The 24,775-nt window shown below is 72.3% G+C and carries 15 protein-coding genes; 3 read left to right on the forward strand and 12 right to left on the reverse strand.

Going from position 1 to position 24,775, the window contains the following annotated elements:
* Nucleotides 1–185: 185 nt before the first annotated feature.
* Together galE and C4B68_RS24625 are read right to left on the reverse strand one after the other, a co-directional pair.
* The gene (gene galE, locus C4B68_RS24620) at nt 186–1,166 is read right to left on the reverse strand and encodes a UDP-glucose 4-epimerase GalE (RefSeq protein ID WP_099504386.1); all 981 of its coding nucleotides are present in this window, start codon (nt 1,164–1,166) and stop codon (nt 186–188) included.
* Nucleotides 1,167–1,224: 58 nt separating this feature from the next.
* The gene (locus C4B68_RS24625; protein WP_180289328.1) at nt 1,225–1,557 is read right to left on the reverse strand and encodes a hypothetical protein; all 333 of its coding nucleotides are present in this window, start codon (nt 1,555–1,557) and stop codon (nt 1,225–1,227) included.
* A gap of 356 nt (nt 1,558–1,913) precedes the next feature.
* On the opposite strand from C4B68_RS24625, the gene C4B68_RS24630 reads away from it, so the two are divergent.
* Nucleotides 1,914–3,437, forward strand: a complete 1,524-nt coding sequence (locus C4B68_RS24630) for a glycosyltransferase family 39 protein (protein ID WP_240634454.1) — start codon at nt 1,914–1,916, stop codon at nt 3,435–3,437.
* Between the two features lie 80 nt (nt 3,438–3,517).
* On the opposite strand, the gene C4B68_RS24635 is transcribed toward C4B68_RS24630, so the two are convergent.
* The gene (locus C4B68_RS24635; protein WP_240634455.1) at nt 3,518–4,027 is read right to left on the reverse strand and encodes a MarR family winged helix-turn-helix transcriptional regulator; all 510 of its coding nucleotides are present in this window, start codon (nt 4,025–4,027) and stop codon (nt 3,518–3,520) included.
* A gap of 124 nt (nt 4,028–4,151) precedes the next feature.
* Between C4B68_RS24635 and C4B68_RS24640 the strand changes: the two genes are divergently transcribed.
* Nucleotides 4,152–4,565: an organic hydroperoxide resistance protein gene (locus C4B68_RS24640; RefSeq protein WP_099504390.1), complete on the forward strand. Its 414-nt coding sequence runs from the start codon at nt 4,152–4,154 to the stop codon at nt 4,563–4,565.
* Nucleotides 4,566–4,705: 140 nt separating this feature from the next.
* On the opposite strand, the gene C4B68_RS24645 is transcribed toward C4B68_RS24640, so the two are convergent.
* The 9 genes from C4B68_RS24645 to C4B68_RS24690 all read right to left on the reverse strand — a co-directional run bounded on the left by C4B68_RS24645 (nt 4,706) and on the right by C4B68_RS24690 (nt 22,497).
* A complete protein-coding gene (locus C4B68_RS24645) occupies nt 4,706–6,262 on the reverse strand; it encodes a hypothetical protein (RefSeq protein WP_099504392.1) in 1,557 nt (518 codons plus the stop codon).
* A 143-nt stretch (nt 6,263–6,405) separates the two neighbouring features.
* Nucleotides 6,406–7,767: a hypothetical protein gene (locus C4B68_RS24650; RefSeq protein ID WP_099504484.1), complete on the reverse strand. Its 1,362-nt coding sequence runs from the start codon at nt 7,765–7,767 to the stop codon at nt 6,406–6,408.
* Nucleotides 7,768–7,784: 17 nt separating this feature from the next.
* Nucleotides 7,785–10,013, reverse strand: coding sequence for a bifunctional glycosyltransferase/CDP-glycerol:glycerophosphate glycerophosphotransferase (locus C4B68_RS24655; protein ID WP_099504394.1), 2,229 nt, complete (start codon nt 10,011–10,013; stop codon nt 7,785–7,787).
* Nucleotide 10,014: 1 nt separating this feature from the next.
* On the reverse strand, nt 10,015–12,180 hold the full coding sequence (locus C4B68_RS24660; protein ID WP_099504396.1) for a bifunctional glycosyltransferase/CDP-glycerol:glycerophosphate glycerophosphotransferase: 2,166 nt from the start codon (nt 12,178–12,180) through the stop codon (nt 10,015–10,017).
* 169 nt (nt 12,181–12,349) lie between these two features.
* Nucleotides 12,350–14,620 (reverse strand): bifunctional glycosyltransferase/CDP-glycerol:glycerophosphate glycerophosphotransferase, encoded by a 2,271-nt coding sequence (locus tag C4B68_RS24665; protein ID WP_099504398.1) that lies wholly within the window; start codon nt 14,618–14,620, stop codon nt 12,350–12,352.
* A gap of 221 nt (nt 14,621–14,841) precedes the next feature.
* A complete protein-coding gene (locus tag C4B68_RS24670; protein WP_099504400.1) occupies nt 14,842–15,741 on the reverse strand; it encodes a carbohydrate ABC transporter permease in 900 nt (299 codons plus the stop codon).
* Nucleotides 15,738–17,078 (reverse strand): carbohydrate ABC transporter permease, encoded by a 1,341-nt coding sequence (locus C4B68_RS24675; protein ID WP_099504402.1) that lies wholly within the window; start codon nt 17,076–17,078, stop codon nt 15,738–15,740. Before C4B68_RS24675 ends, C4B68_RS24670 begins: the two co-directional genes overlap by 4 nt.
* A gap of 7 nt (nt 17,079–17,085) precedes the next feature.
* The gene (locus C4B68_RS24680) at nt 17,086–18,444 is read right to left on the reverse strand and encodes an ABC transporter substrate-binding protein (protein WP_240634456.1); all 1,359 of its coding nucleotides are present in this window, start codon (nt 18,442–18,444) and stop codon (nt 17,086–17,088) included.
* A 261-nt stretch (nt 18,445–18,705) separates the two neighbouring features.
* Entirely contained in the window at nt 18,706–22,497 is a 3,792-nt protein-coding gene (locus C4B68_RS24690; protein WP_099504408.1) for an FHA domain-containing protein, read from the reverse strand.
* Between the two features lie 474 nt (nt 22,498–22,971).
* Between C4B68_RS24690 and C4B68_RS24695 the strand changes: the two genes are divergently transcribed.
* Nucleotides 22,972–24,669: a serine/threonine-protein kinase gene (locus C4B68_RS24695; protein ID WP_099504410.1), complete on the forward strand. Its 1,698-nt coding sequence runs from the start codon at nt 22,972–22,974 to the stop codon at nt 24,667–24,669.
* Nucleotides 24,670–24,775: the final 106 nt, after the last annotated feature.

Below are 24,775 nucleotides of genomic sequence, written 5' to 3' on the forward strand. Positions count from 1 at the left end.
CGATGGAGCGAGTGTGACGAACCGCAGGGCCTGCGGTGATCGCCACGGGACCGCTCATGGTGTGGTACCAGGTCATCGACTACCGGAAGCGCGTGTATATCCAGCGTGTGACCTGGCTCGCCTGACCGTTGGGCCGTCGCCGGACGTCCGGCGACGGCCCAACGGTCAGGCGGCGCAGCGCAGCCTCACCCCCGCGCCGCCCCCGGATGCAGCCGTACCCAGCCCTCCCAGGCCGACGTGATCATGTCCTCGACGTCGTACTTCGCCTTCCAGCCCAGTTCGGTGGCGATGCGGTCGGCGGAGGCGACGACGCGGGCCGGGTCGCCGGGGCGGCGGGGGGTGGTGACCGGGGGGCGGTCGTAGCCGGTGAGGGCGTTGATGCGGTCGATCATCTCGCGGACCGAAACGCCTTCGCCGCGGCCGATGTTGAGGGTCAGGTCGCTGCCGGGGGAGGCCTCCAGGGCGCGGGCGGCGGCCACGTGAGCCTCGGCCAGGTCGACCACGTGGATGTAGTCGCGGACGCACGTCCCGTCGGGGGTCGCGTAGTCGTCGCCGAAGATGCGCGGCGGCGCGCTCTCCGTGAGCTTCTCGAAGACCATGGGGATGAGGTTGAAGACGCCCACGTCGGCCAGTTCCGGGGTCGCCGCTCCGGCCACGTTGAAGTAGCGGAGCGACGCCGTGGACAGGCCCGTGGCCCGGCCCGTCGCGCGGACCAGCCACTCGCCCGCGAGCTTCGTCTCGCCGTACGGGCTCATCGGCACGCACGGCGTCTCCTCGGTGACCAGGGTCACGTCCGGCATGCCGTACACCGCGGCGGAGGACGAGAAGACGAAGGAGCGGACCTCCGCGGCCGTCACCGCTTCGAGGAGGACGCGCAGGCCCTCGACGTTCTCGCGGTAGTAGTGCAGGGGGAGATCGACGGACTCGCCGACCTGCTTCTTCGCCGCCAGGTGGACCACACCGGTGACGCCGTGCTCCCGCAGCGTGTCCGCCACGCGGTCCCCGTCCAGGGTCGAGCCGACCACCAGGGGGACTCCGGAGGGCACGCGCTCGGCGATGCCCGTGGACAAGTCGTCGTAGACCACGGCCTGTTCGCCCGCGTCGAGCATCGCGCGGACGACGTGCGCCCCGATGTAGCCGGCGCCGCCGGTGATCAGCCAGGTCATGTGCGGCCGTCCCCTCGTCAGTGAGCCCGTAGTGGGGCGTGTGTCGTGCGGTCGCGTATCAGTGAACCAGGCGTCCGAGGCGGCGGCGTACGACAGTGGTCATGCCGCGCCATCCTGGCGCCGTGCGCAGCGCCAGCGCCCCCGCGTGCGTGCGGTACGGCCGCACAAGGACGACGCCGTAGTGCAGCTCCGGAATCGCGCGGCGGCGCAGCAGGCCGGGGCCCGCGAGCGCGTGCGCCGTGGCCTCCCGGCTCGTGCCGTCGCGGAAGCGCAGCGTCAGCCGGAGATCCCACGTGCCCGCGTCCAGCGCCGCCAGGTCCACCGGCGTCTCGGCCGTCCAGAGGTCGCCGTACCGGTCCGGCAGCCAAAGGGCCTCGCCGCGCAGGGCCACCCGCCCCTCCTCCTGGTGTGTGAACGGGCTGCCAGGAGGGTGAGCAACCCGGCGGCGGTGATCAGTGCCGACGTCCAGGCCTCCCGGGTCGTACGGCCGTGAGGCGTGCCGATCAGCGTCAGGGCGGGCCAGACCTTCACCAGGGCCCCAGCGCCGCGAACGCGCCGCACGCGCGCGTGGAGCGCGTCACCGTAAGCCGCATGGATGGGGCATAAGGGTTGATGCGCCGTCAATACCTTTCAAAGGTTGGTTAATCGCAAAAAATTTGCCTCATGGTGCGTGCGTGGGTGAGACGGTCGGGCATCCGGCGCCTGGAGAGATGGCGGCGTCCGGAGGGCCGGCGGCGCCTGGAGGACATGCGGCGCCTGGGGGGCTTGGGGCGCCTGGAGCGCTTGCGGCGTCCGGAGGCGGTGGCCGTCCTGCTGCCCGTGGCCGTCATGCTCGTGCTCGGGCTCTGGGGGCTCGACCGCGGCGGCATGTGGCGCGATGAGGCGGTGACCTTTCAGGTCGCACGGCGCACGGTTCCGCAGATCTGGCAGCTGCTGCACTCCGTCGACGCGGTGCACGGCCTGTACTACCTCCTGATGCACCCCGTCCTGGCCCTCGCCCCGTACCCCGGCGAGGTCGCCCTCCGGCTCCCCTCGGTCTGTGCCGCCGCCGCGACCACCGGCTTCGTCGCCGCCCTCGGCATCCGCCTGAGCCGCCCGCGGGTCGGCCTCTGGGCGGGACTGCTGTACGCCGTCACGCCCATGGCCGGGCACTTCGCCCAGGAAGGCCGCTCGTACGCGCTCGTCGCGGCCGGGGCGGCGGCATCGACCTGGCTGCTGGTGCGGGCCCTGCGATCGGGGCGGTCGGGTGTCTGGTGGGTCTACGGAGCGGTCGTCGCCGTCACGTGCCTGCTGCACGAACTGGCGGTCCTCGTACTCCTCGCCCATGCGATGACGCTGGCGCTCGCACGCGTGCCGGCGCGGGTGTGGCGGAGGTGGGGCTGCGCGGCGGGAGCCGCGGTCCTGATCCTGGCCCCGCTCATCCTCGTCTCGCAGGGCCAGTCCGCGCAGGTCGCCTGGCTGACGCACCCCGGCCTCGGGAGCGTGCGGCGCCTGCTGGGGGCGTTCACGGGCCCCGCGTGGCTGGTGATCGTGCCGTACGTGGTCCTGATCGCGCTCGCGCTGCGGCCACCGCGCGTGCGGCGGGGCGAACCGTCGCTCCCGGCGGTCGCCCTGCCGCTGATGGTGGTCCCGCCCGCGGCGCTGATGGCGGTCTCGCGGTTCTGGCCGCTGTACGACGACCGCTATGTGCTGTACGCCCTCGCCGGGGCGCCGCTGCTCGCGGCGGCGGGCGGTGAGCGTCTGGTGAGCCTGGTGTCGCGGCTGCCGTTCTCCCCTCCGGGCGGACGGCACGTCACCCTCACCGGCGCCCTGGCGGTCGCCCTCGCCTTCGCCGTCCAGCTCCCCCACCTCCGCCAGGACCGCAAGGCCGACCACCGTGCCGACAACCTCGCGGCCGTCTCCGCCACGGTGAGGCGCGAACTGAGCCCCGGCGACAAGGTGTTGTTCCTGCCGTCGATCGTGCGGCGCTCGGCACTGGCGTACCCGAAGGGCTTCCGCGGGGTCCGGGACATCGCGCTGAGGGTGCCGGCCCCGACGTCCGGAACGCTGTACGGCGAGGAGACGGGCCCGGCGGAACTGCGCCGCCGCCTGGCCCGGCTCGACCGCGTGTGGGTGGTCGCGGAGCCGTTCGCGATGCGGCCGGCCTGGTCCCCGCGAAGCCCGACCGAGCGGGTCAAACTCGCTGTGATCGAGGGGGAGTTCGCGCCCAGGCAGGAGGTCGTACGGAAGGGGGTGACGCTGCGGCTGTACGTCCGCAGGGACGCCCCGTAAGGGGCGGCCTGTGACCTGTGCGGCTCAACCGCGTGTCGGCCGCAGTGGCTCGCAGCCGACGAGCCACCCCTGAGCTGAACTCAGACGCAGCCCGGCGTCTCCTCCAGGGCCGCCGCGTCCAGCGCCGCCGTCAGACGGTCCAGACGCGAGCGCAGCTCGCGGATCTCGTCGAGGTCGGCGCCCGTGGCACGGGCGATCCGGCGCGGCACCTCCACCGCACGCTCGCGCAGGGCGGCCCCCTCCTCGGTGAGGTCGACGTGCACCGAGCGCTCGTCGTGGGCGCTGCGCTCACGCCGTACGAGACCGGCCGCCTCCAGCCGCTTCAGCAGCGGCGACAGCGTCCCGGAGTCGAGTCGCAGATGTTCGCCGACCTTCTTCACGGACAGCTCGCCGTGCTCCCACAGCACCAGCATCACCAGGTACTGGGGGTAGGTGAGCCCGAGGTCCTTGAGGATCACCCGGTACAGACCGCCGAAGGCGCGCGACGCGGCGTTCAGGGAGAAACAGATCTGCTGGTCGAGACGGAGGTAGTCCCCGGCGGGCACGGTCTCGGGGCTCGGGGCGGTCGGTGTGGTCGGCGCAGCGCTCATGCCTCCAGGATAGCTCTTGCCTGCCATTGGGTTGTGCGCAATTGAATTGAGTGCTCTACTAGTGGCCGTGAGGCGGTCGGACCGGCCGCCCCGACAGGACTTTCACTTGAGAGGGACGGTCACCATGGACGCCATCTACACGGCTGTAGCCACCGCCACCCACGGCCGCGACGGCCGCGCGTACAGCTCCGACGGCAAGCTGGACGTCCAGCTCGCCCCGCCGGTGGAGCTGGGCGGCAACGGGCAGGGCACCAACCCGGAGCAGCTGTTCGCCGCTGGTTACGCCGCCTGTTTCGCCAGCGCCCTCGGTGTCGTCGGCCGCGCGGCCAAGGTCGACGTCAGCGAGGCCGCGGTGACCGGCGAGGTCGGCATCGGCAAGCAGGGCGAGGGCTTCGGTCTGAAGGCGACGCTGCGCATCGAGCTGCCCGCGACCGTGGACGCGGAGACCGGCCGCAAGCTGGTCGAGCAGGCCCACCAGGTCTGCCCCTACTCCAACGCCACTCGCGGCAACATCGAGGTCAACCTCGTCATCGAGTAGCCGACCCGGCTCCCCCGATCCGCGCCGGCACCGCCCTGCCCTGCCGGCTGCACGCCACCACGGCCTCCCCGGGCACCCTGTGCCGGCGTGTCAGCGAGTGCCGGCGCTCCCGGCCGGGTCTCCACGAGGCCCGGCCGGGTTCAACGTACCCGCGCCAGCACCTCGCCCGTCTCCGGGCTCCACGCCACCACCGTCGCCTCCTCGGGCACCTGCCGCCAGCGCGTGAGCAGCAGCCAGCGGACGTGGTACCGGCGGGCGACGGCGGTGCGTTCGACGCGGGTCGAGGCCGGGTCGAGATAGCCGCGGACCGCCGCGAGCCGCCGCTGCCGCTCTCCCTCGTCGAGGGCGGGGTCGGGCCAGGCGGGCGCGGCGAGGTCCGGGCCGTATCCCGCGATCAGGTGGACGGCGTAGTACCCGTCCGTGATGACCGCCTCGCCGGGATTGATGTACCGCGCCGCCCACGCGTACGTCGGCCAGCGCGGCGGCTGGTCGAAGCCGACCGGGTCGAGCGGGCGCGGCACCACCGCCCCGGCGTGCACCGTGAGGAAGCCGGCGCAGGCGCCCACGGCCGCCGCGAGCCCGAGGCCGTACCGCCATCGGGGCCACGGCCGGTACGCCGCCAGCTCCACCCCGAGCGCGAACTGCAGCGGCACCAGGGTGAGTCCCAGGATCCTGCCGTACGTGTAGTGCCCGCTGACCCAGCCGTACACCACCACCAGGCACTCCAGGGCGAACATCAGCACCAGCGGGTCCCGCCAGGACAGGCGCGCCCGCAGGCACAGCGCGGGCAGCCCGATCAGCGCCAGCCAGAAGTGCCCGGGCATCCCCTCGTACAGCCGCTCGTGCATCGCGTCCACGCTGCGGTCGCCGGTCAGCGCGAAGACGTCGAAGTACGGCCAGCAGTACGCGGCGAGGAGCGCCGCCGCGCCCGTCAGCGCCCACCGGCCCACGAGGGCGGCCCGCCACCCCCGCTGCCATCCCGCGACGAAGGCGATCGCGCCCAGCACCGCCGCGATGGACGTGATCGGATGCACGAGCAGGATCAGCCCGTACAGGCCGCCGAGCCCCGCGTACCCGGAGAAGCTTCTGAGGCCGCTCGGGCCGACGTACCGGACGGGCCCGCCGATGGCTCCCGCGCGCTTGCCCGTCAACGCCCAGGCCCAGAAGGCCAGTCCGATGGCGAACGTCGACGGATAGCCGAGGTTCCCCGTCATCGACATCAGCCCGAGGTAGCCGCTCCACCAGGCACGCTCGGTGCCCCACAGCAGCACCATGGCGAGCAGCCCCAGCACCGGGGCCCAGGGACGGGGTGTCAGCACGCGCACGAAGCGGCCGATGCCGGTCAGCAGGACCAGCAGGTTGAACGGTCCCGCGAGCCGTACGACCGCCCAGCCGTCAAGGCCGGTCAGCCGGGCGAAGGCTCCCTGCGCCACGGCGTACGGCGAGTAGTAGGGGCTGCCCGCGCCGGGCAGGTCCGCCATCGGGTGGAGCGGGTGGAGGAGGTGCGCCTTGAGGCGTTCGACGACCGCCGCGTGCTGGCCGGCGTCGCAGCACAGCGGGACGCGCCAGTACGCGAGCGACATCACCAGCCAGAACAGCGCGCCGACGAGCTGGTACGGCGTCGGACGCCAGGCGCCACCGCCGCGCAGCGCGGTGGCGCCGCGCACGGTCCGCCGGAAGAGAACGTCGGCGCTCACCGGACAGAGGGGGAGGAGAGATGAGGCTCGGCGGGTCGGGCTGGATATGACATTTGCCGTATATGCCCGCTTGGGTCAATGGCCTAGCCGGGCATCACCTCATCGAGCGACCTTGGTGACTCACATCGAGCGACCTCGGTGCCTCATCGAGCGACCTCGGCGTCCCTCCGCAGCGGGCCCGGCACCGTACCGGCCGAGGCCCGCACCCGTGGCCGTACGACGCCCTCCACCAGCAGCGGAATCCCCAGCACCGGCAGCAGCCACACCACCACGATCAGCCGGTCGCCCCAGATGTTGATGTCGGGGTGCCCGGCCTGGTTGAGGACTCCGGTGAACGCGGCCGCGAGCAGGAAGCCGCCGAAGGCGGGACGGCCGCGCAGCGCGCCCCACGCGGCGGCCACCACGGCCGTCAGGAAGACCGGCTCCCACAGTTGGCGGCGCAGCCACTCCACCCAGAAGCCCACCTCCAGGTGGAGGAACTCCGGCCACGGGTGGGCGCGGTCGGGACGCGAGAAGTGAGCCGTGAGCAGGTCCTGGAGGCTCTCGGACTCGGACGGGTAGTGCAGCGCCCGCGCCATGAGGACCGTGGCCACCGCCCCGCAGCCCGCCACCACCGCGAGCGTCCCGAGCGGCTGCCGCAGCCACGTCCGCAGCCATGGACGCGGGGACTTCCGCAACGGCCGGCGCAGCCCCCCGCGCCGTACGCCGATCACCGCGCACGCGCCCCCCAGGCACAGCCCGAGGAACAGCGCCTGCGAGTGCTTCACCGTGAAGAGCGCGGCCAGGGACGCCCCGACCAGCCAGGTCCCGGCCCGCGCGCGGCCCTCCAGCACCTGCGCGCAGCCCCACAGCGCCGCCAGAGTCAGCGTCAGCAGCAGGCCCTCGGTCATCGGGCGCATGGCCGTCGTGCCGCACGGCAGCACGTAGAAGAGGGCTTGTCCGGCCAGGGCCGTGCCGGTGGGGGCGCGCAGCGTGCGCAGCACCAGGAAGGCGAGGACGCCACCGGTGACCGTGATGGCGACGCCCGACGCCCACAGGCCCCACTTCACGCCCAGCACCGTGATGAACGGCACCAGCAGCGCCGGATATCCGGGCCGGGCCTCGAAGATCCGCATGAAGCGCGGCGGCATGAACGGCACGGTGTGTCCTGCCGTCTCCCTGGCCCGCAGCCTCTGCGACACCCCCCGCCACAGGTCGCGACGGCACTCCTCCATGACCCGCCGCGTGGGGCTCGGCCTGTGGAAGCGCATCACGTGGACGCTCTGGTTGCGACGTGCGATGGACGCCTTGCCCGCGCAGGCGTAGTCGATGGTGAGCGCGGCCGCGTCCTGTTTGCTCTCGCCGCGCAGACTCAGCGCGTACGAGAGGTAGTTCTTGGTGTCGGGGGTGTCCCGGCCGCTGATGTTGGCGAGCTGGAGGACGGCGAAGACGGCGGCGATCACCACCACCCACGACCGGGGAGAACGCGGCCTGACGAGGCGCGGCTTCACGGCGAAGCGCCGCATCCCAACGACGCGCGGCATCACGACGACGCGAGGACGTCGTGTTCCGCGTGCGCCGGTGCCGGGACGACGGAGACCGGCTCGTCGACCTTCTCGCCGAGCATCAGCGTCCGCACCACCCGCTCGGCCGCCCGCCCGTCGTCGTACTCGCAGAACCGCGCCCGGAACCCGGTCCGCAGCCGTGCCGCCTCCGCGTCCTGCCACGCCCCGGACGCGAACAGCCTCGTCAACTCCCGGTAGGAGTAAGCCACATGACCCGGCGCGTCGGCCGTGATGTCGAAGTAGGCGCCCCGGCTTGCCGCGTACGCCCCCCAGTCGTCCGCGTGGATCACGATCGGCCGGTCGAGGTTGGCGTAGTCGAACATGAGGGCCGAGTAGTCCGTGACCAGCACGTCGGAGGCGAGCATCAGGTCCTCGACGCGCGGCTCGTCCGTCGCGTCGAGGACGACTCCGCGCCGGTGCAGCTCGGACAGGCCCATCCCGCGCGCCGGGCCGTCCGCCAGCGACGGATGCAGCCGTACGACGAGGGTGTGGCCCTTTCCGAGGTCGTCGGCGAACCGGGCGAGGTCGACGCGGTCGACGTGCCCGCCGCGGATGTAGTCGCGGCGCGTCGGCGCGTACAGCACCACCCGGTGGCCGGCCGGAATGCCGAGGCGGGCGCGGACCGCCGCACCGTCCTCGGGCCGCGCCCGTACGAGGACGTCGTTGCGCGGGCTGCCGGTGCGCAGCGAGGTGAAGTGGCAGGGGTAGGCACGGTCCCAGACCAGCTCGGAGTGGCGGTTGGCGACCAGGCTGTAGTCCCAGCGGTCGGCGCGGCGCAGCATCTGCGGTACGTCGAGGCCGTGCCGGGCACCCGGCTTGTCCAGCAGATCGGCCGCCATGTACTTCAGCGGGGTGCCCTGGTGGGTGTGGATGTGGACGCTTCCGGGGCGCTTGACCAGCGTGCCCGGCCAGTTGACGTTGTTGACGAAGTAGGTAGCCCGCGCGGTGACCTGGCGGTAGCGCAGGGAGTCGAGGAGTACATGCTCGACATCAGGGGGCAGCAGCGCCGCCTGTTCCTCGTCGCGCACCACCCACACGCCCCGGATGTGCGGCGCGATCTCCCGTGCCTTGTCGTACACGGCCGCCGGGTCGCCGAGCAGCCCCCGGTGCGAGAACGCCGAGTACACCGCCAACCCGGGGTCCAGCGGCCGGTGTTCGTGCGCGGCGGACCAGCCGCGCTTGACCCGCGTGGCGGCGGCCCTGCGCGCCTGCTGCCCGCGCCGGCCGAGCTCCCTGCCGACTCGGCCGGCCTGCCGCCGGGCGCGGTAGCGCGCGAAACCGCCCTCCAGTACCCGCAGTTCGGCAGGCAGGGGACCCGTCATGCCGCCCTTGTGCTTACGGAAGAGCGCGGCCGTGAGCCGGAAGAACTCGGCCTTGTCGGACTCGGGCAGCCGGTCCGGCTTGGAGAGGATGTCCAGACAGTGCTCGCCCATCTTGGTGTGCAGATACGGGCGCCAACTCGCCAGGTCCGGCCGGGAGTCGAGGAAGGCGAAGACCCGCTCGTACTGGTCGTGGATGTCGAAGTGCTTTCGGCTGGTGGTGGACAGGATGTTGCCCTGGCGGCGCTGGCGGTAGGCCAGGCAGATCCGGTCCAGCGCCACGATCCGCTCCGCGCTGAGCATCACCGGGAAGGTCCAGGGCGTGTCCTCGTAGTAGCCAGGCGGGAAGGCGAAGCCCTCGCGCATGACGAACTCGCGGCGGTAGACCTTGTTCCACACCACCATCAACAGGTCGAGGATCTCCGGGTGTTCGGCGGCTGTGAAGGGGCCGTCACCGGCCTCGGCCAGCACCCGCGCGAGCACGTTCCTGCGCGTCCCGCCCCACCAGTAGGTGCGCGCGTAGTCGAACACGAGGACATCGGCGTCATCGGGGTTGGCGGTCTCGTCCAGCCGGTCGGCGATGGCGCGCAGCGCGCCCGGGGTGAGCGTGTCGTCGCTGTCGAGGAAGAAGAGGAAGTCCCCGGTGGCGTACGGCATTCCGGCGTTCCTGGCCGGGCCGAGCCCCACGTTCTCGGGCAGATGCAGGACCCGTACGCGCCGGTCGCGGGCCGCGTACTCGTCGAGGATCGCGCCGCAGCCGTCCGGTGAGCAGTCGTCGACGGCGATGACTTCGAGGTTCGTGTACGACTGCTCCAGGACGGAGTCGAGGCACTCGCGCAGAAAGCCCTGCACCTTGAAGACGGGGATGATGATGCTGAAGCGGGGCACGTCAGCTCCTTACGAGGGGGGACGCGGCGGGAGCGGGGTTGCGCTCGGCGAGCGGCATCACGGGCGGGACGGCCTCGGGCGGCTCGCCCAGGAGCACTCTGCGGACGACCCGTTCGGCGGCCCTTCCGTCGTCGAACTCGCAGAAACGCTCGCGGAAATGGGACCGCAGGGCCCGTGCGGCCGGGTCCCTGTACAGGCCCTTGCGGAAGACCCGCGCCAGCTCCCGCGGGGTGCGCGCCACCCGCCCCGGCGGCGTCTCCATCACGTCGAAGTAGACGCCCCGCGTCTCCCGATAGACCTCCCAGTCGTCGGCGTACACGACGATCGGGCGGTCGAGGTTGGCGTAGTCGAACATGATCGACGAGTAGTCCGTGATCAGCGCGTCGGCGGCCAGACAGACGTCCTCCGAGGAGCGGTGCCCGGTCACGTCGATGATCCGGCCACTGCTTCGTCCCCGGCCCTCGTCATAGAAGTAGTGGGCGCGCAGCAGGACCACGAAGTCCTCGCCGATCTCCTCGCAGAAGGCTTCCAGGTCGAGCCGGGCCTCGAAGCCGGTGCTGTAGTCGCGGTGCGTGGGCGCGTACAGCAGCGCCGTCCTGCCCTCCGGGACGCCGAGCTCCTGGCGTACGCGGGCCACGTCCTCGGCGGTCGCCGTGTAGTAGACGTCGTTGCGCGGATAGCCGTACTCCAGGGCCTCGTACGAACCCGGGAAGGCCCGCTCCCACATCTGGGTGGAATGCCGGTTGGAGGAGAGGTTGTAGTCCCAGCGGTCCACGCGGGTCAGCAGCTTGCTGAAGCTGCCGGTCGCGGCGGCGACCACCGGGTACGTCGACTGGTCGACGCCCATCTTCTTCAGCGGGGTGCCGTGCTGTGTCTGTACGTGCACACTGCCGGAGCGTTTGACGACGCCGTCCGCGAAGTTGGCGTTGTTGATCAGGTACTTGGCGCGGGCCAGCACCTGCCAGGAGCGGTGGCTGCCGATCACGGCGTAGTCGATGCCCTTGGGCAGCGCGTCCACCGCCTCGGGCTCGACCAGGAACACCGAGCGGATGTGCGGGGCGAGCTCGCGGGACTTGGCGTGGATCGCGGCCGGGTTGCAGGCGTAGCCGCGGCCCCAGTAGGCGCAGTACACGGCGAGGTTCTCGTCGAGGGGGCGGCGCAGGTGCGTCGCGTAGAGCACGCGGGTGCGCAGCCCGCGAGGGCGCGGCACTCCCTGTACCGCCTTCGCCGCCGCCCGGTTGGCGCGGCGCAGCGCCTGGAACGCGCTGTAGGCACCGGCCGCGAGCAGCCGGTGCTGCACGCCGAGGCTGCCGGAGGGCGCCGTGAACCCGGCCGGGCGGTGCCGCCGGTAGAGCGTGCCTGCGCGGCGGAAGAAGGCCCGGCGGCGGCGCGCGGGCACTCGGGCCGGATGGGCCGCCGTCTTCAGCACGAGGGCGAAGAGCCGCTCGAACAGCGCCTCCGACGTGGCGGCGGACACCTCTTGTCCGGAAGCACGGGTGAGCACCAGCTCGACCTGGTCGAGGACGTCGAAGTGGTGCTCGCCCGGCGTGTTGAGGCGGCTGCCCTGGCGGCGTAGACGATGGCGTACGCAGACCGAGCGCAGGACCGCCGCCCGGGCGCCCGCGAGGGTGAGCAGGCCACCCCAGCCCACGTCCGTGAAGTGCCCGTCGGGGAAGGTGAGGTGGTGCTCGGTGAGGAAGGCGCGACGGTAGGCCGCGCTCCACGCGGGGATCTCCACGCCGACGACCCCGGGGTCCTTGTCGAGCGGAGGCACGCTCGACTCGCCCTCCCACCAGTGCACCCGCTCGTGCTGGAAAGAGAGGACGTCCACCTCGGCGCGTTCGCGGAGCCCGGCGTCCAGGACCCCCAGCGCGCCCGGCACCAGGACGTCGTCGCCGTCGAGGAAGAGCAGATACGTGCCGGTCGCCGCCTTCATTCCGGCGTTGCGTGCCGCGCTCAGCCCGCCCGACGGCGGCGAGTGGACCGGCGCGACCCGGCAGTCCCGCACGGCGTACGCAGCGGCGACCGTCCCGGCCGGGGAGTCCGGCGCGTCACAGACCGGGATCAGCTCGACGTCGCCGAAGGTCTGGGTGAGCACCGAGTCCAGCGCCTGGGCCAGACGCCCGGCGACTCCATGGGTGGGCACGATGACACTGAAGCGGGGCATTCTGCTCTTTCTCTCAAGGTCTCGAGGAGCGTTCTCTTGTGGTCTCAAGGAACGTGGTCTCAAGGAACACTGAGCGGCGGGTTCATCGCCCGGGCCGTCCGGTGGGCCGCCAGGTGGTGGGCCGGGTGGGCGTGGGACGTGACGGACTGGAGGGCACGCGGACTCCGGTTCAGAGGGTTTCGGTGACGGGGCCGCCGGGCGGTGGCACGGTGGTGAGGGGAGCGACCGGTCGGGCGGCCGCGGCCGACGGGACCGGCTGCCGCTCGGCGAGCGGGATGAACGGCGGCAGGCCGGCCGTCTCCCCGAGCACGACACGGCGTACCACGCGCTTGGCGGCGCGGCCGTCGTCGTACGGGCAGAAGCGCTCGCGGAACGCGGCCCGCAGCTGCGTGGAGCGCGAGCCGCGCCAGTGCTCCGTCGCGAAGATGTCGATCAGCTCGTCCTCGCTGCGCGCCACCGCCCCCGGCGGGAAGGCCCGCAGGTCGAAGTAGGTGCCGCGGGCCGCCTCGTACGCCTCCCAGTCGTCCGCGTGGATGACGATCGGGCGGTCGAGGCCCGCGTAGTCGAACATCAGGGACGAGTAGTCGGTGATCAGCGCGTCCGAGGCGAGGCACAGCGACTCGATGCTCGGATGGCCGGACACGTCGATCAGCCGGCCAGACGATGAGGCCGCGGCGCCCGTGAGCGGGGTCTCGTACGCGTGGTGGGCGCGGGCCAGCACGACGAAACGCGGGCCGAGGTGGCGCAGGACGCGGTCCAGGTCGAGGGTGGGGCGCTGGGTGCGGCGGTAGTCGCGGTACGTCGGCGCGTACAGGACGGCGACCGTGCCCTCGGGGATGCCGAGCGACTGGCGCAGCCGGGTCACATCCGCCGAAGTCGCCCGCTGGAACACGTCGTTGCGGGGGAGGCCGTACTCCAGGGTCGTGTACGAGGACGGGAAGACGCGCTCCCAGACCAGGGTGGAGTGGCGGTTGGCGGACAGGACGTAGTCCCACTTGTCGACGCTGCGCAGCAGCTCCGCGAAGTCGGTGTCGCGCGCGGCCGCCGGTCGGTCCTGGAGGTCGAGGCCCATGCGCTTGAGCGGGGTCCCGTGCTGCGTCTGGATCATGATCTGGCCGGGGCGCTTGATCAGGCGCCGGTCGAAATTGACGTTGTTGACGAGGTATTTGGAGCGGGCGAGCGCCGTCCAGTACGCCGCCGTACCGGGCCGCAGCCGGCGCGTGGCCGGCGGGACCGTGTGGTGGTGCTCGGGGTGAGCGATCCACGCGGTGCGGATGTGCGGCGCGAAGCTGCGGAACGCGGACTCCAGGGCGCCCGGGTTGCAGCCGTGGCCGCGCCCCCAGTAGCTGGAGAAGACGGCACGGTCGGCGCGCAGCGGGAGGCGGAGCTGGAGGCGGTAGTGGAGTTGCAGCATCGCGCCGCGCGCCGTGCGGAGCAGGGACCTGGTGAGCTTCAGGGCCCGTCCTTCGAGGTGTGACGCCAGGGACAGCAGGCGGTACGTGCGGTGCACGCCCAGCCGGACCAGCGCGTGCCGCACGCGGGTGCGGAAGGGGACGGGGGCACCCGGCGTGCGGTAACGGCGGTAGTGGGCACGGGCCTTGCGCAGGAACGCGGCCCGCGAACCGCGCGGCAGCCGGCCGCGCCTGACGAACACCGTCGAGAAATGGTCGGCCATGCGGCGGAACAGGACCGGCCGCCAGTGGGCCAGCTCCGGGTGCCCGTCGATGTACGCGAAGACACGGTCGTACTGCTCGAAGATGTCGAAGTGCTTGCGGCTGCTGGTGCCGAGGATGCTGCCGTGGCGGCGCTGGCGGTAGTGGACGCAGACCCGGTCGAGGGTGGCGATCGTCTCCGCGGACATCAGCACCGGATACGTCCAGGGCGTGTCCTCGTAGTAGCCGGGCGGGAAGGCGAAGCCCTCGCGTTCGATGAACTCCCGGCGGTACGCCTTGTTCCACACGACCATCAGGACCTTGAGCAGCCCCGGCCGGTCGTCGAGGCGGAACGGCGCCGGTCCCTCCTCCGTCAGCTGTGCCGCGAACTGGTTGCGGACCGCCTCGCCCGACCAGTACGTGCGCGCGTAGTCGTAGACCAGGACGTCCGGTTCGGAGGTCTCCTTCAGCCGGTCGGCGATGGCGCGCAGCGCGTCCGGGGTGAGGGTGTCGTCGCTGTCCAGGAAGATCAGGTAGTCGCCGGTGGCGTGTTCGAGACCCGCGTTGCGTGCATGGCCCAGGCCCACGTTCTGCGGCAGGTGGACGGCGCGGACGCGGGTGTCGCGGGCGGCGAACTCGTCGATGATCGCGCCGCTCGCGTCGGGCGAGCAGTCGTCGACGGCGATCAGTTCGAGGTCCGGACAGGACTGTCCCAGAACGGATTCCAGGCACGCGTGCAGATACGCCTGAACCTTGTACGCGGGGACGATGACACTGAACCTGGGCACGGCACATCCATGGGTCGGCGCGGAATACCTGCCCGGGAACGGCCGAAGGGGTGATGGGGTTACGCCAGTTGTGGCATACGGGGGATGTGCGGTGAACGGGGAGGGTCTGGGCGGTGACGGCGCGGAGGGGCGGGCCAGTGTCGGCGCGGAGGTGCGGTCCGGTTTCAGCACGAAGGGGCGGGCCGTGGTCGGCCCGCCCCTCAAGTGCCTGTGATCAGGGGCTACTTCACCGCGCCGGCCATCACGCCGGACACGAACTGCCGCTGGAACGCGAAGAACACGGCCAGCGGGATCACCATCGAGATGAAGGCGCCGGGCGCCAGCACGTCGATGTTGTTGCCGAACTGACGTACCTGCGTCTGCAGGGCCACCGTGATCGGCTGGCTGCCCGAGTCGGAGAACACCAGCGCGACCAGCATGTCGTTCCACACCCACAGGAACTGGAAGATCCCGAGCGAGGCGATCGCGGGACCGCCGAGCGGCATCACGACCCGTACGAACAGGCGCAGTTCACCCGCGCCGTCCAGACGGGCCGCCTCCAGGAGTTCACGGGGGATCTCCGCGAAGAAGTTCCGCAGCAGGAACACCGCGAAGGGCAGGCCGAAGCCCACGTGGAAGAGGACCACGCCGATGATCGAGCCGAAGATCCCGATGCTGCCGAAGAGTTCGGCGATCGGGATCAGCGCGACCTGCACGGGGACGACGAGCAGGCCGACCACGCCGAGGAACCACCAGTCGCGGCCCGGGAACTCCATCCAGGCGAAGGCGTACCCCGCGAGCGAGCCGATGACGACGACGAGAACGGTCGCCGGGACGGTGATCAGCATCGTGTTCACCAGCGAGTCGGTGATGTCGCCGTTCTCCAGGAGCCTTTGATAGCTGTCCACGGTGAGCTGCGCGGGCTCGGTGAAGACCTTCCACCAGCCGCTCGCGCTCATGTCCTCCGGCTTGCGCAGCGAGGACAGCAGCAGCCCGATCGTCGGCACCAGCCAGAACAGTCCGACGAGGAGCAGGAAGACGCGTACGATCCCGCCGCTGACGCCGCTCGCGAGCCGGGACCCGAGTGAGACCTTGGCGGTGGCGGGCGCCGGTTTCGTGAGACGGCCTGTGTGCGTGCTCATCGCCGCACCTCCCGCCTGAGCCTGCGGATGTTGAACAGCATCACCGGGATCACGAGCAGCAGCAGGAACACCGCGATGGCGCTCGCGATGCCCGGCTGGTCCTCGGCGAAGCCCTTGCGGTACAGCTCCAGGGCGAGCACGTTGGCGTCGTCCTGGGACGAGCCCGGCGCGATGATGAAGACCAGGTCGAAGACCTTCAGAACGTTGATCATCAGGGTCACGGTGACGACCGCGAGCACGGGCGCGAGCAGCGGCACGGTGACCCTTCTGAAGACCTGCCACTCGTTCGCGCCGTCGACCCGGGCGGCCTCGAGGAGCTCGCGCGGCACACCTGCCAGACCCGCCGCGATCAGCACCATCGCGAAGCCCGCCCACATCCAGATGTACGAGCCGATGATGGCCGGGGTGACCAGGGACGGGCCGAGCCAGTCGACGCCGTTGTACGGCTCGCGGAAATTGCCTGCCGGAAGCCGCAGTTGGGCGCCGTCGGCCTTGTCCGAGAGCGTGAACGTGCCGTCGTCGCGGACCTTCGTCGAGTCCACCACCTTGCCGTCCTTGACGGCCTCGACCCTCATGCCCGCGTACCCGAGCTCAGCCGCGTCCACCTGGCCGAGCTTCCCGACGCCCTTGCCGCGCGTGAAGTCCTGCCAGGCGGTGCCGGTGACCTTGCCGGGCTCGGCCGTCGCCTGTACGGCCTTCTTGGCCCTGTCGGGCATCTGGTCGGGGGCGACGCCGACGAGGGGGAGCGTGACGGACTGCCCGACGCGGACGGGCTGTTGGGTGATGAAGCCGTCGCGGTCGGGCTGGAGGGGTGACTGCCGTCCCGGGTGGGCGTTCGGGAACGCCGACGACTCGGCGAACGTGTCGTGCACACCCACCCACACCGCGTTCGCGACACCCTTCTCCGGATCCTGGTCGTACACCAGCCGGAAGATGATGCCCGCGGCGAGCATCGAGATCGCCATCGGCATGAAGACGACCAGCTTGAACGCCGTGCCCCAGCGCACCCGTTCGGTGAGCACCGCGAAGATCAGACCGAGCGCGGTCGCGACGGTCGGCGCGAACACCACCCAGATGATGTTGTTCTTGAGGGCGGTGCGGATGCCGTCGTCCGTGAACAGGGCCTCGTAGTTGTCGATTCCGGCGAAACCGTCGCCGGACTGGTCGTAGAAGCTGCGGAAGACCGAGTACCCGATCGGGTAGACCACGAGCGCGCCGAGCAGCACCACGGCGGGCAGCAGGAAGAGCGCTGCCACGGTCCTGCGGGTGCCGGTCACGCTCTTGCGCGTACGAGCCGGAGGCACCGGTGCGGTGCCTCCGGCCGTTGCCGACGTCATCGCCGTATCAGCCCTTGTACGCCGCGGCCGCGTCGGCCTCCAGCTTGGCCTGCGTCCCCGCCACGTCCTTCGGGTTCTTCAGGAAGTCCTGCAGGGCCTTCCACTCGCCCTTGCCGGGCGTACCGCCGAAGGCCTGCGGGGCCTGGTCGGACATGTCGAAGCGGAAGTCGTCGCCCGCGGCGATCAGAGCCTTGGCCATGGACTGCTGGACGGCGTTCGGATACGCGGAGTTGGCCACGTTCTTGTTGGGGGAGAGGAAACCGCCCTGCTCGGCCCAGATCGTCGCCGCGTCGGGCGAGGCGAGGAAGGTGAGCAGCGCCTGACCGGCCTTGGACTCCTTCAGGAGTACGGCCGCGTCGCCGCCGCTGACGACGGGCGCCTCGTCGCCCACCGCCGGGAACGGGAACACCTTCGCGTCCGTGCCGATCTTCGCCTTCGTCTCGGCGATGTTGATGCCCACGAAATCGCCCTCGAAGACCATGCCCGCCTTCGGCTGGTCGCCGCCGGTGAACGTCTGCGTCACCGACGCCGGGAACTCCGTCTGCAGCGCGCCGTCCGCGAGGTAGTCCTTGTTGCCCCACAGCTCGGCGAGCGTGGTCAAGGCGTCCTTCACGGACGGGTCCGTCCACTTGATCTCGTGCTGGGCGAGCTGGTCGTACTTCTCCGGCCCCGCCTGGGAGAGGTAGATGTTCTCGAACCAGTCGGTGAGGGTCCAGCCGTCCGCGCCGCCGACGGAGACGGGGGTGACGCCGGAGTCGTAGACGGTCTGGGCGGTGGTGAGGAAGTCCTTCCAGGTCTTGGGTTCCTGGGCGCCCGCGTTCTCGAAGACCTGAGTGTTGTACCAGACCAGCGACTTGTTGGCGGCCTTGAAGTAGACGCCGTACTGCTGGCCGTCGACCTTGCCGAGGTCCTGCCAGCCCTGCGCGTAGTTCTTGGCGAGCTGGGCCTGGGCGTCGGCGCCCACGGGCTTGGCCCACTTCTTGTCGACGGCTTGCTTGATGGCGCCGACCTGCGGAAGCATCGCGACGTCCGGCGGCGCACCGCCCGCGATCTTCGAACCGAGGAAGTTGATGATCGGGTCCTGCGCGGGTACGAAGGTGACCTTCGCGCCGGTGCGCTTCTCGAACTCCGCGAGCACCTTCTTGAAGTTGGCCTGCTCCGGGCCGGTCCATACGGCGGCGACTTCCAGAGTGGCGCCGTCGAGCTTGGGGAGGGTGACGCTCGCGCCGCCACTGCCCGTGCTTTCCTTGCCGCTACCGCTGCTCTTGTCCTTGTCGTCGCCGCCGCACGCGGTGAGAGTGAGTGCGCCCGCGATGATTGCGGCTGCGGCTTGTGTGGCCCTGCGTACCCGAAGATTGCTGCGCATCACTGCCCCGTTCCTCATCGAACGACCGAGCGCTTCTCCTGGGCTCTGTGTCTACGCCGGGGTCTTGAGGTCGGCAAGACCGGCAACACTGTCAAGAGAGCGATCGTGACCGCGTCGTGACGTGAGGGGTGTCAGCCCGTCCGGCGTTTGAGGACGAGCGCGAAGCGCGATACGGGGGTCTGGGGGCGGAGCCCCCAGGTACGGGACGGGCAGGGGCGGAGGGGGCGAACACAACCCAGGCAAGCCCCCACCCACCCGCGGCTAAAGGAGCGACGGCACCTCCACCGCGGCAACCGACCGAGCCGCCCGCTCAAGCGCACTCGCCAGAAGCGCCAAGTCCGTGGGCCCGTTACCCAGTTCACGAACGGGCCGCCGGGCCGGCGGGTCACCCATGCGATGCCATTCCAGGGGCACGACGGTGGGGCGGAGGGTCGCCGTACGGGGAATGCGCCCCGTGACCCGCCCACCTTGGAAGGGAACGTCGCGCCCGTCCGGCCGGAGCAGCCGCCCCCGCCCGGGCCCGGCTTCGTCCGCCCCGGGCACCGGCGCGTCGAGGGCCACCCGCAACGCGGCGGAACGGCCCAGCTCGGACCCGCCCGTACGCCCGTCGACCCCGGCGGCCGCCACCAGATGCACCCCGAGCCGCTCCCCCTCCCGGGCAACGGCCTCAAGAGCCCGCACGACCGATCCGGCCGAGGGCCGCCCCGGCGACCCCAACGCGGGGGAGAGCAGCGCGTCGAGGTCGTCGACCACGACGACGAGACGGGCGAGCGGCGGCCCCGGCTCCGTACGCTCCCGCGCCGCGGCCGGCCGCAACCGCAGTGTCGAACTGGGCGGCGCGTCGAGATCCCCGGCGCCGGACGGCGTGCCGGGCGCCATGCCGGACGTCGCGCCGGGCACTCTGCCGGACGGCGACTGGGCCGACCGCTGGGCCACGATCCGGCCCGACACCTCGCGCCGCGTGTGCCACTCGGCGAAGTCGAGCCGTCCGAGCAGCTCGGCCCGCCGCTTCAGCTCGGCGCTGAGTGCCTGGGCGAACTCCCGCATCCGTACGGGGTCGTTGGCGGCGAGGTGCGTTGTGACGTGAGGCAGGTCCGTACAGACCTGGAGCCCCTCGCCACGCCCCGCGCCGCTCCCCGTACCGTCCCGCCCGTCAATCAGCACGATGCCGAGCCGGTCGGGCCGTTCGGCGGCGGCGAGGGACGCGGCCACGGTGCGCAGCAATTCCGTACGACCGCTGCCGGGCGGGCCCTCGATCAGCAGATGCGGGCCCTCGACGGGGAGATCGGCGGTGACGGGCCCGCGCGGTCCGGCACCGAGAACGATCCGGCCGCGACCGCCGAGCGCCTCCGTGTCGTCCGCCGCGTCCGCCCAACGCGCCATCAGCGAGGCGGGGGTGGCCCGTGCGAGTCCCAACTCGTCGAGCAGCCGCGCCGCTTGAGGCAACGGCGCGGACACGCGTGCGTGCCGCTCCCTGTGCGTACCGTCCGTCCGCAACGGCGCGAGCGCCCGCGCGAACCGCTCGGCCCACGCGACCGAGACGGCGTCGATCGCGGCGACGGTGCCGTGGCCCACGGGACCGCGCGGCAGCTGCCCGGCTGTGCCGGGGTGGGTGTTCCCGCCGTACGACGAACCGGCGTCCGGGACACCGGCGGCTCCGGACGCACCGGACACTCCGTACGCTCCGGACGCGCTGGACGCTCCGGTGAGCGGGGCTCCGGTGGCGCCCGGGTGCTTCGGTTCGCCCTGTGCGGAGCCGGGGTGCGTGGACCCGCGGTGCGAGGGGCCTCCGTGTGTGGAGTCGCCGTGCGTGGAGTCGGGGAACGTCGACCCGCCCCGCATCAGCCTGTCCGGCGTGGGTTCGCCTTGCGCGGAGCCGGGGTACGCGGGCGCGCCCTGCGCAGAGCCGGAGTGCGCCGCCCCGCCCCGCGGGTACCCGGCGCCATCGCGTGAGCGCCCCGCGGAGTCGCCCGGCGCGGACCCGCCGGCTCCGCCCCGCGCGGCACCCCCCGGTGAGGCCCCCGGGCCGCCCGGTGCGACCCGCAGCAGCCGCAGCGCCGTAGCCACGTCGCCGCTGAGCAGGGCGACCGCCCCGCACGCGCGGAACGCCGGTGACGCCGCGCACGCCGTCTCGTAGGTCTCCGTCACCGGCGATGCGGGCGATGCCGCCGGGGTCTCGGCGAGGCACACCGCGTGGATCCCGGCCCGAGCCCCCTCATGGGTCAGCCGCAGCACGGACTCCCGTACGTCGGTGCCGCCGGGGTCGCCGTCCACGACGACCACGGTGTACGGACCGTCGAAGCCCGCGCCCGCCGGGTCATCGTCGCGCGCCCAGGACGGGCGCCGCGCCGCGCCGCGTACGGTGCCGGGGGCGTCGTCGTACGGCCTGGGGTCGGTACCCGTACCGCCGTCGGGGCGGGGTCCCCGGGCCGTTTCCGTCAGGTGGTCGTCGAGGCGGCGCAGGAGTTCGTCCGTGCGGGCGGCGGCCTGTTCGCGGTCGTACGCGAGGAGGAGGCGGCAGTCCTGGCCGTGGGCCGGGCGGAGGTGCGGGAGCCAGCCGAGCCAGGACCACTCGGCGGTGCGCTCCTCGACCGTGCGGGAGCGGTCCGTGCTGATCAGGACGATCTCGAGGGCATCGGGGGAGTGCAGCGCGGCGAGCTGGGCCACCACCGCGCGGACCAGGCCCGCGAGGCGCGGACGCGGCCCGGCCAGGCCCAGCGCGCCGACCTCGCGCAGGTCGGCGGTCACCGGCACGGCGGGGAGCAGGCCCGAGCCGTCGGGCGTCGCCCGGTCCGCCGTGCCCAGCCGCACCGTCAGGGCCTCCGGATGCCCCGTGCCGCGCTCCCACAGGCGCGGTCCCGGCCCCAGCGCGGTGAGCAGCAGCGTCGCGGGGTCGGGCCAGCTCTCCGGCGACCGCGGCACGGCGGGGAGGAGTTCCTCCGCCGTGGCGTCTGCGTCGCCGTACGGGTCCTGCCCGGTTCCCGCCGGGCCGCCGCGGCCCCCGGTCAGCCGTCGTGCCCACGCGCCGATCCCGCCGCCCCGCCTGCGCACGCCGGCCGGGACGTCCGTGCCCCGTGCCGGAGTGCCCTTGCGCGTCCCGGGGGCGGGAGTGTCCGCGCGCTCGGCCACCGCGCCGGGGGACACGGGTTCGGCCCCGTCGCGCGGCCTGCTCTCGATGCCGGGCGCCCGGCCCTGTCCGGGGACCACCGGTGACCCGGCAGCGCTGTGTTCCTGTGCGCCGGGTACGCCCTCCGCGGCTCCCCACTCCGCCGATCCGTAGGCGTGATGGGTCTCTCCGGCGGCCGGAGCCGGGCTCCCCTGCGCGCCGGAAGCGCCCGCGACGCCCTCCACGCGCGCGTGGGGCACTGCGGATGCCGTCCTCGGCGGTGGGGCCGCGGGCGTGTCGGTCGCGGCGGTCACCCGGACATGTCCCTCCCCGTCCGGTGCCGTGCCCAGCGCCCCCGGACCGCCGGGCGGAGCCAGGCGCAGGGCGGACTCGCCGACGCGGAGGAGCGCGCCCGGGGCGAGGCGGAGCGGGCGGGTGCCGACGGGGGTGCCGTCGAGTGTCGTGCCGTTCGTGGAGCCGAGGTCGGTGACCGAGACGCGGCCCTCGGGGGTGACCGTGACCGCGCAGTGCAGGCGGGAGACGTCGGGGTCGTCCAGCGGCACGTCGGCGTCGGCGGAACGGCCGATGCGGATCTGGCCGCCGTGCAGGAAGTGGACGCCGCCCGCGTCGGGGCCGGCCACCACATGGAGTTGTGCGGCGCCGTCGTCCACGTCGGGGCCGGGCTCCGCGGGGGCGCCCAGGGACAGCACGGCGCCGTCCGTCAGGGGCGGCTCGCCCAGCGTGCAGCGCTGCCCGTCCAGCCGCTCCGCGCCCGCGTACAGCACCACCGGACCGTCGCCCCCGCCGACCGCCGAGGCGAGGCCCGCCGCGACCGCGGCGAGCGCCGTGCCGGCAGGCGCGGTGACCAGCACATCGCAGGCCGCGGCACGTCCCCGCGGCTCCGAAAGCGGGCCCAGCGGGTCTACGACGGTCAGCCGGATCTGCATCGCCGTCAGCGGTCCCTTCCGCGCAGGTGTCCGCGACGAGGACGAGGCTCCGCCGCGGTCCCCCACCGCAGATTCCCCCACCGCACACGGGCACGTCGGCCAGTACTGGGGGCATCCTCGCACCTGCCACTGACAACGCGCCCGCCCCCCACCCGTAAGTGATCTTGATTGGTCGGCTCTGCCCGTAAAAGTGCCTGACCATTGCCCGACCGATGCCCGCTTGAGATCGGTCACGCAACGCTTCGGCAACCAACCGCCCGAACCGAGCGTCTTTCCATCGAACATGCAGGAGAACGCGTACGTAAGCGCAGATGAGCTCGCGAGCGCGTCGGCAAGCGCCTACGGGAAGCGACGCAAGCAAAGGAAGACGACAGCCCGTTGCCATGGACGGCGGCACTAGAGTGGGTCGGAACACCTGTACCACGGTGATCTCGGTTTACGGACCAGGCAAGCAAGCAGCAGGGAGCGCATGACGTGCGGCCGGTAGGGAGCAAGTACCTCCTTGAGGAGCCCCTGGGGCGCGGCGCCACAGGCACCGTCTGGCGAGCCCGCCAGAGGGAGACCGCGGGCGCCGAGGCGGCCGTGCCCGGGCAGCCCGGCGAGACCGTGGCGATCAAGGTCCTCAAGGAGGAGCTCGCCAACGACGCGGATGTGGTGATGCGGTTCCTGCGGGAGCGCTCGGTGCTGCTCCGGCTGACCCACCCGAACATCGTGCGCGTACGGGACCTGGTCGTCGAGGGCGACCTGCTCGCGCTCGTCATGGACCTGGTCGACGGCCCCGACCTGCACCGCTACCTGCGCGAGAACGGGCCCTTCACCCCCGTCGCCGCCTCCCTCCTCACCGCCCAGATCGCCGACGCGCTGGCCGCCAGTCACGCCGACGGCGTCGTCCACCGTGACCTGAAGCCCGCGAACGTCCTGCTCAAGCAGGACGGCGGCCAGATGCACCCGATGCTGACGGACTTCGGCATCGCCCGGCTCGCGGACTCCCCGGGACTGACCCGGACCCACGAGTTCGTGGGCACCCCCGCCTATGTCGCGCCCGAGTCGGCCGAGGGGCGTCCGCAGACGTCCGCCGTCGACATCTACGGCGCGGGCATCCTGCTGTACGAGCTGGTCACCGGGCGTCCGCCCTTCGCGGGCGGGTCCGCCCTCGAGGTGCTCCACCAGCACCTGAGCGCCGAGCCGCGCCGCCCCTCGACCGTCCCGGACCCCTTGTGGACCGTCATAGAGCGCTGCCTGCGCAAGAACCCGGACGAGCGGCCCAGTGCCGAGAACCTCGCGCGCGGGCTGCGCACCGTCGCCGCAGGCATCGGCGTCCACGCGAACTCCGCGCAGATCGCCGCCGCGGAGGGCGTGGGGGCGCTGCTCGCCCCCGACCCGGCCCCGGCGACCGTCCCGGGCGTGCCCGGCGCGGCCGATCCCACGCAGGTGCTGCCGCACGGCGCGGCGGCGGGCGCGTACGACCCGAACGCCGCGACCAGCGTCATGCCGCACACGGGCGACGCCGACCCGACGTCCGTCCTCCCGAACCGCGGCGCGGCCGATCCGACCGCCGTCATGCCGTCGGTGCCGCAGCACCAGCCGGGCGGTCAGCCCGGTCAGCCGGGCGAGGGCGAGGACCCGCATCCCTGGCAGAACCAGCTGCGCGCGGCCCGCGACCGCAACGAACAGACCCAGGTCCAGTACCTCGACCCGAACGAGGATCCCCTGCGCCGCCGCCCGCAGCGCCAGGTCGCACGGCCCCAGCAGCGACCGCAGCAGCAGCGACCGCCGCGGGGCCAGCAGCCGCCGCCCGGGTACGGGTATCCGCAGCAGCAGCCGCAGCAGTACGCGCCCCAGCAGCCGCAGCGGTATGCCCCGGCGCCCCAGCAGCAGCCCCAGCCGCAGCGGTACCAGGGCCCGCCGCAGCAGCCCCAGCAGCCCGCGCCGCGGCCGCCGCGCGAGCCGCGTCAGCGCAGCGCCAACCCGATGAAGATCCCGGGGCTCGGCTGCCTCAAGGGGTGCCTGTTCACGATCATCATCCTGTTTGTCGCCGGATGGCTGATCTGGGAGTTGAGTCCCCTTCAGGAGTGGATCGGCACCGGGAAGGGGTACTGGGACCAGCTGAGCGACTGGTTCGGCACGGTCACCGACTGGGTCGGGGAACTCGGCGGGGGCTCCGGCAACTGACTTCGGGTCAACTCCGCCTCGGAGCGGCCGACTCTGGGGATTTGTCGACATCTGACGGGTGATTTCCGCCTCTGCGGTCAAGGTTGCGGCTCCGGGCGCGTAGTTT

Source organism: Streptomyces dengpaensis (genome assembly GCF_002946835.1).
GTDB lineage: Bacteria > Actinomycetota > Actinomycetes > Streptomycetales > Streptomycetaceae > Streptomyces > Streptomyces dengpaensis.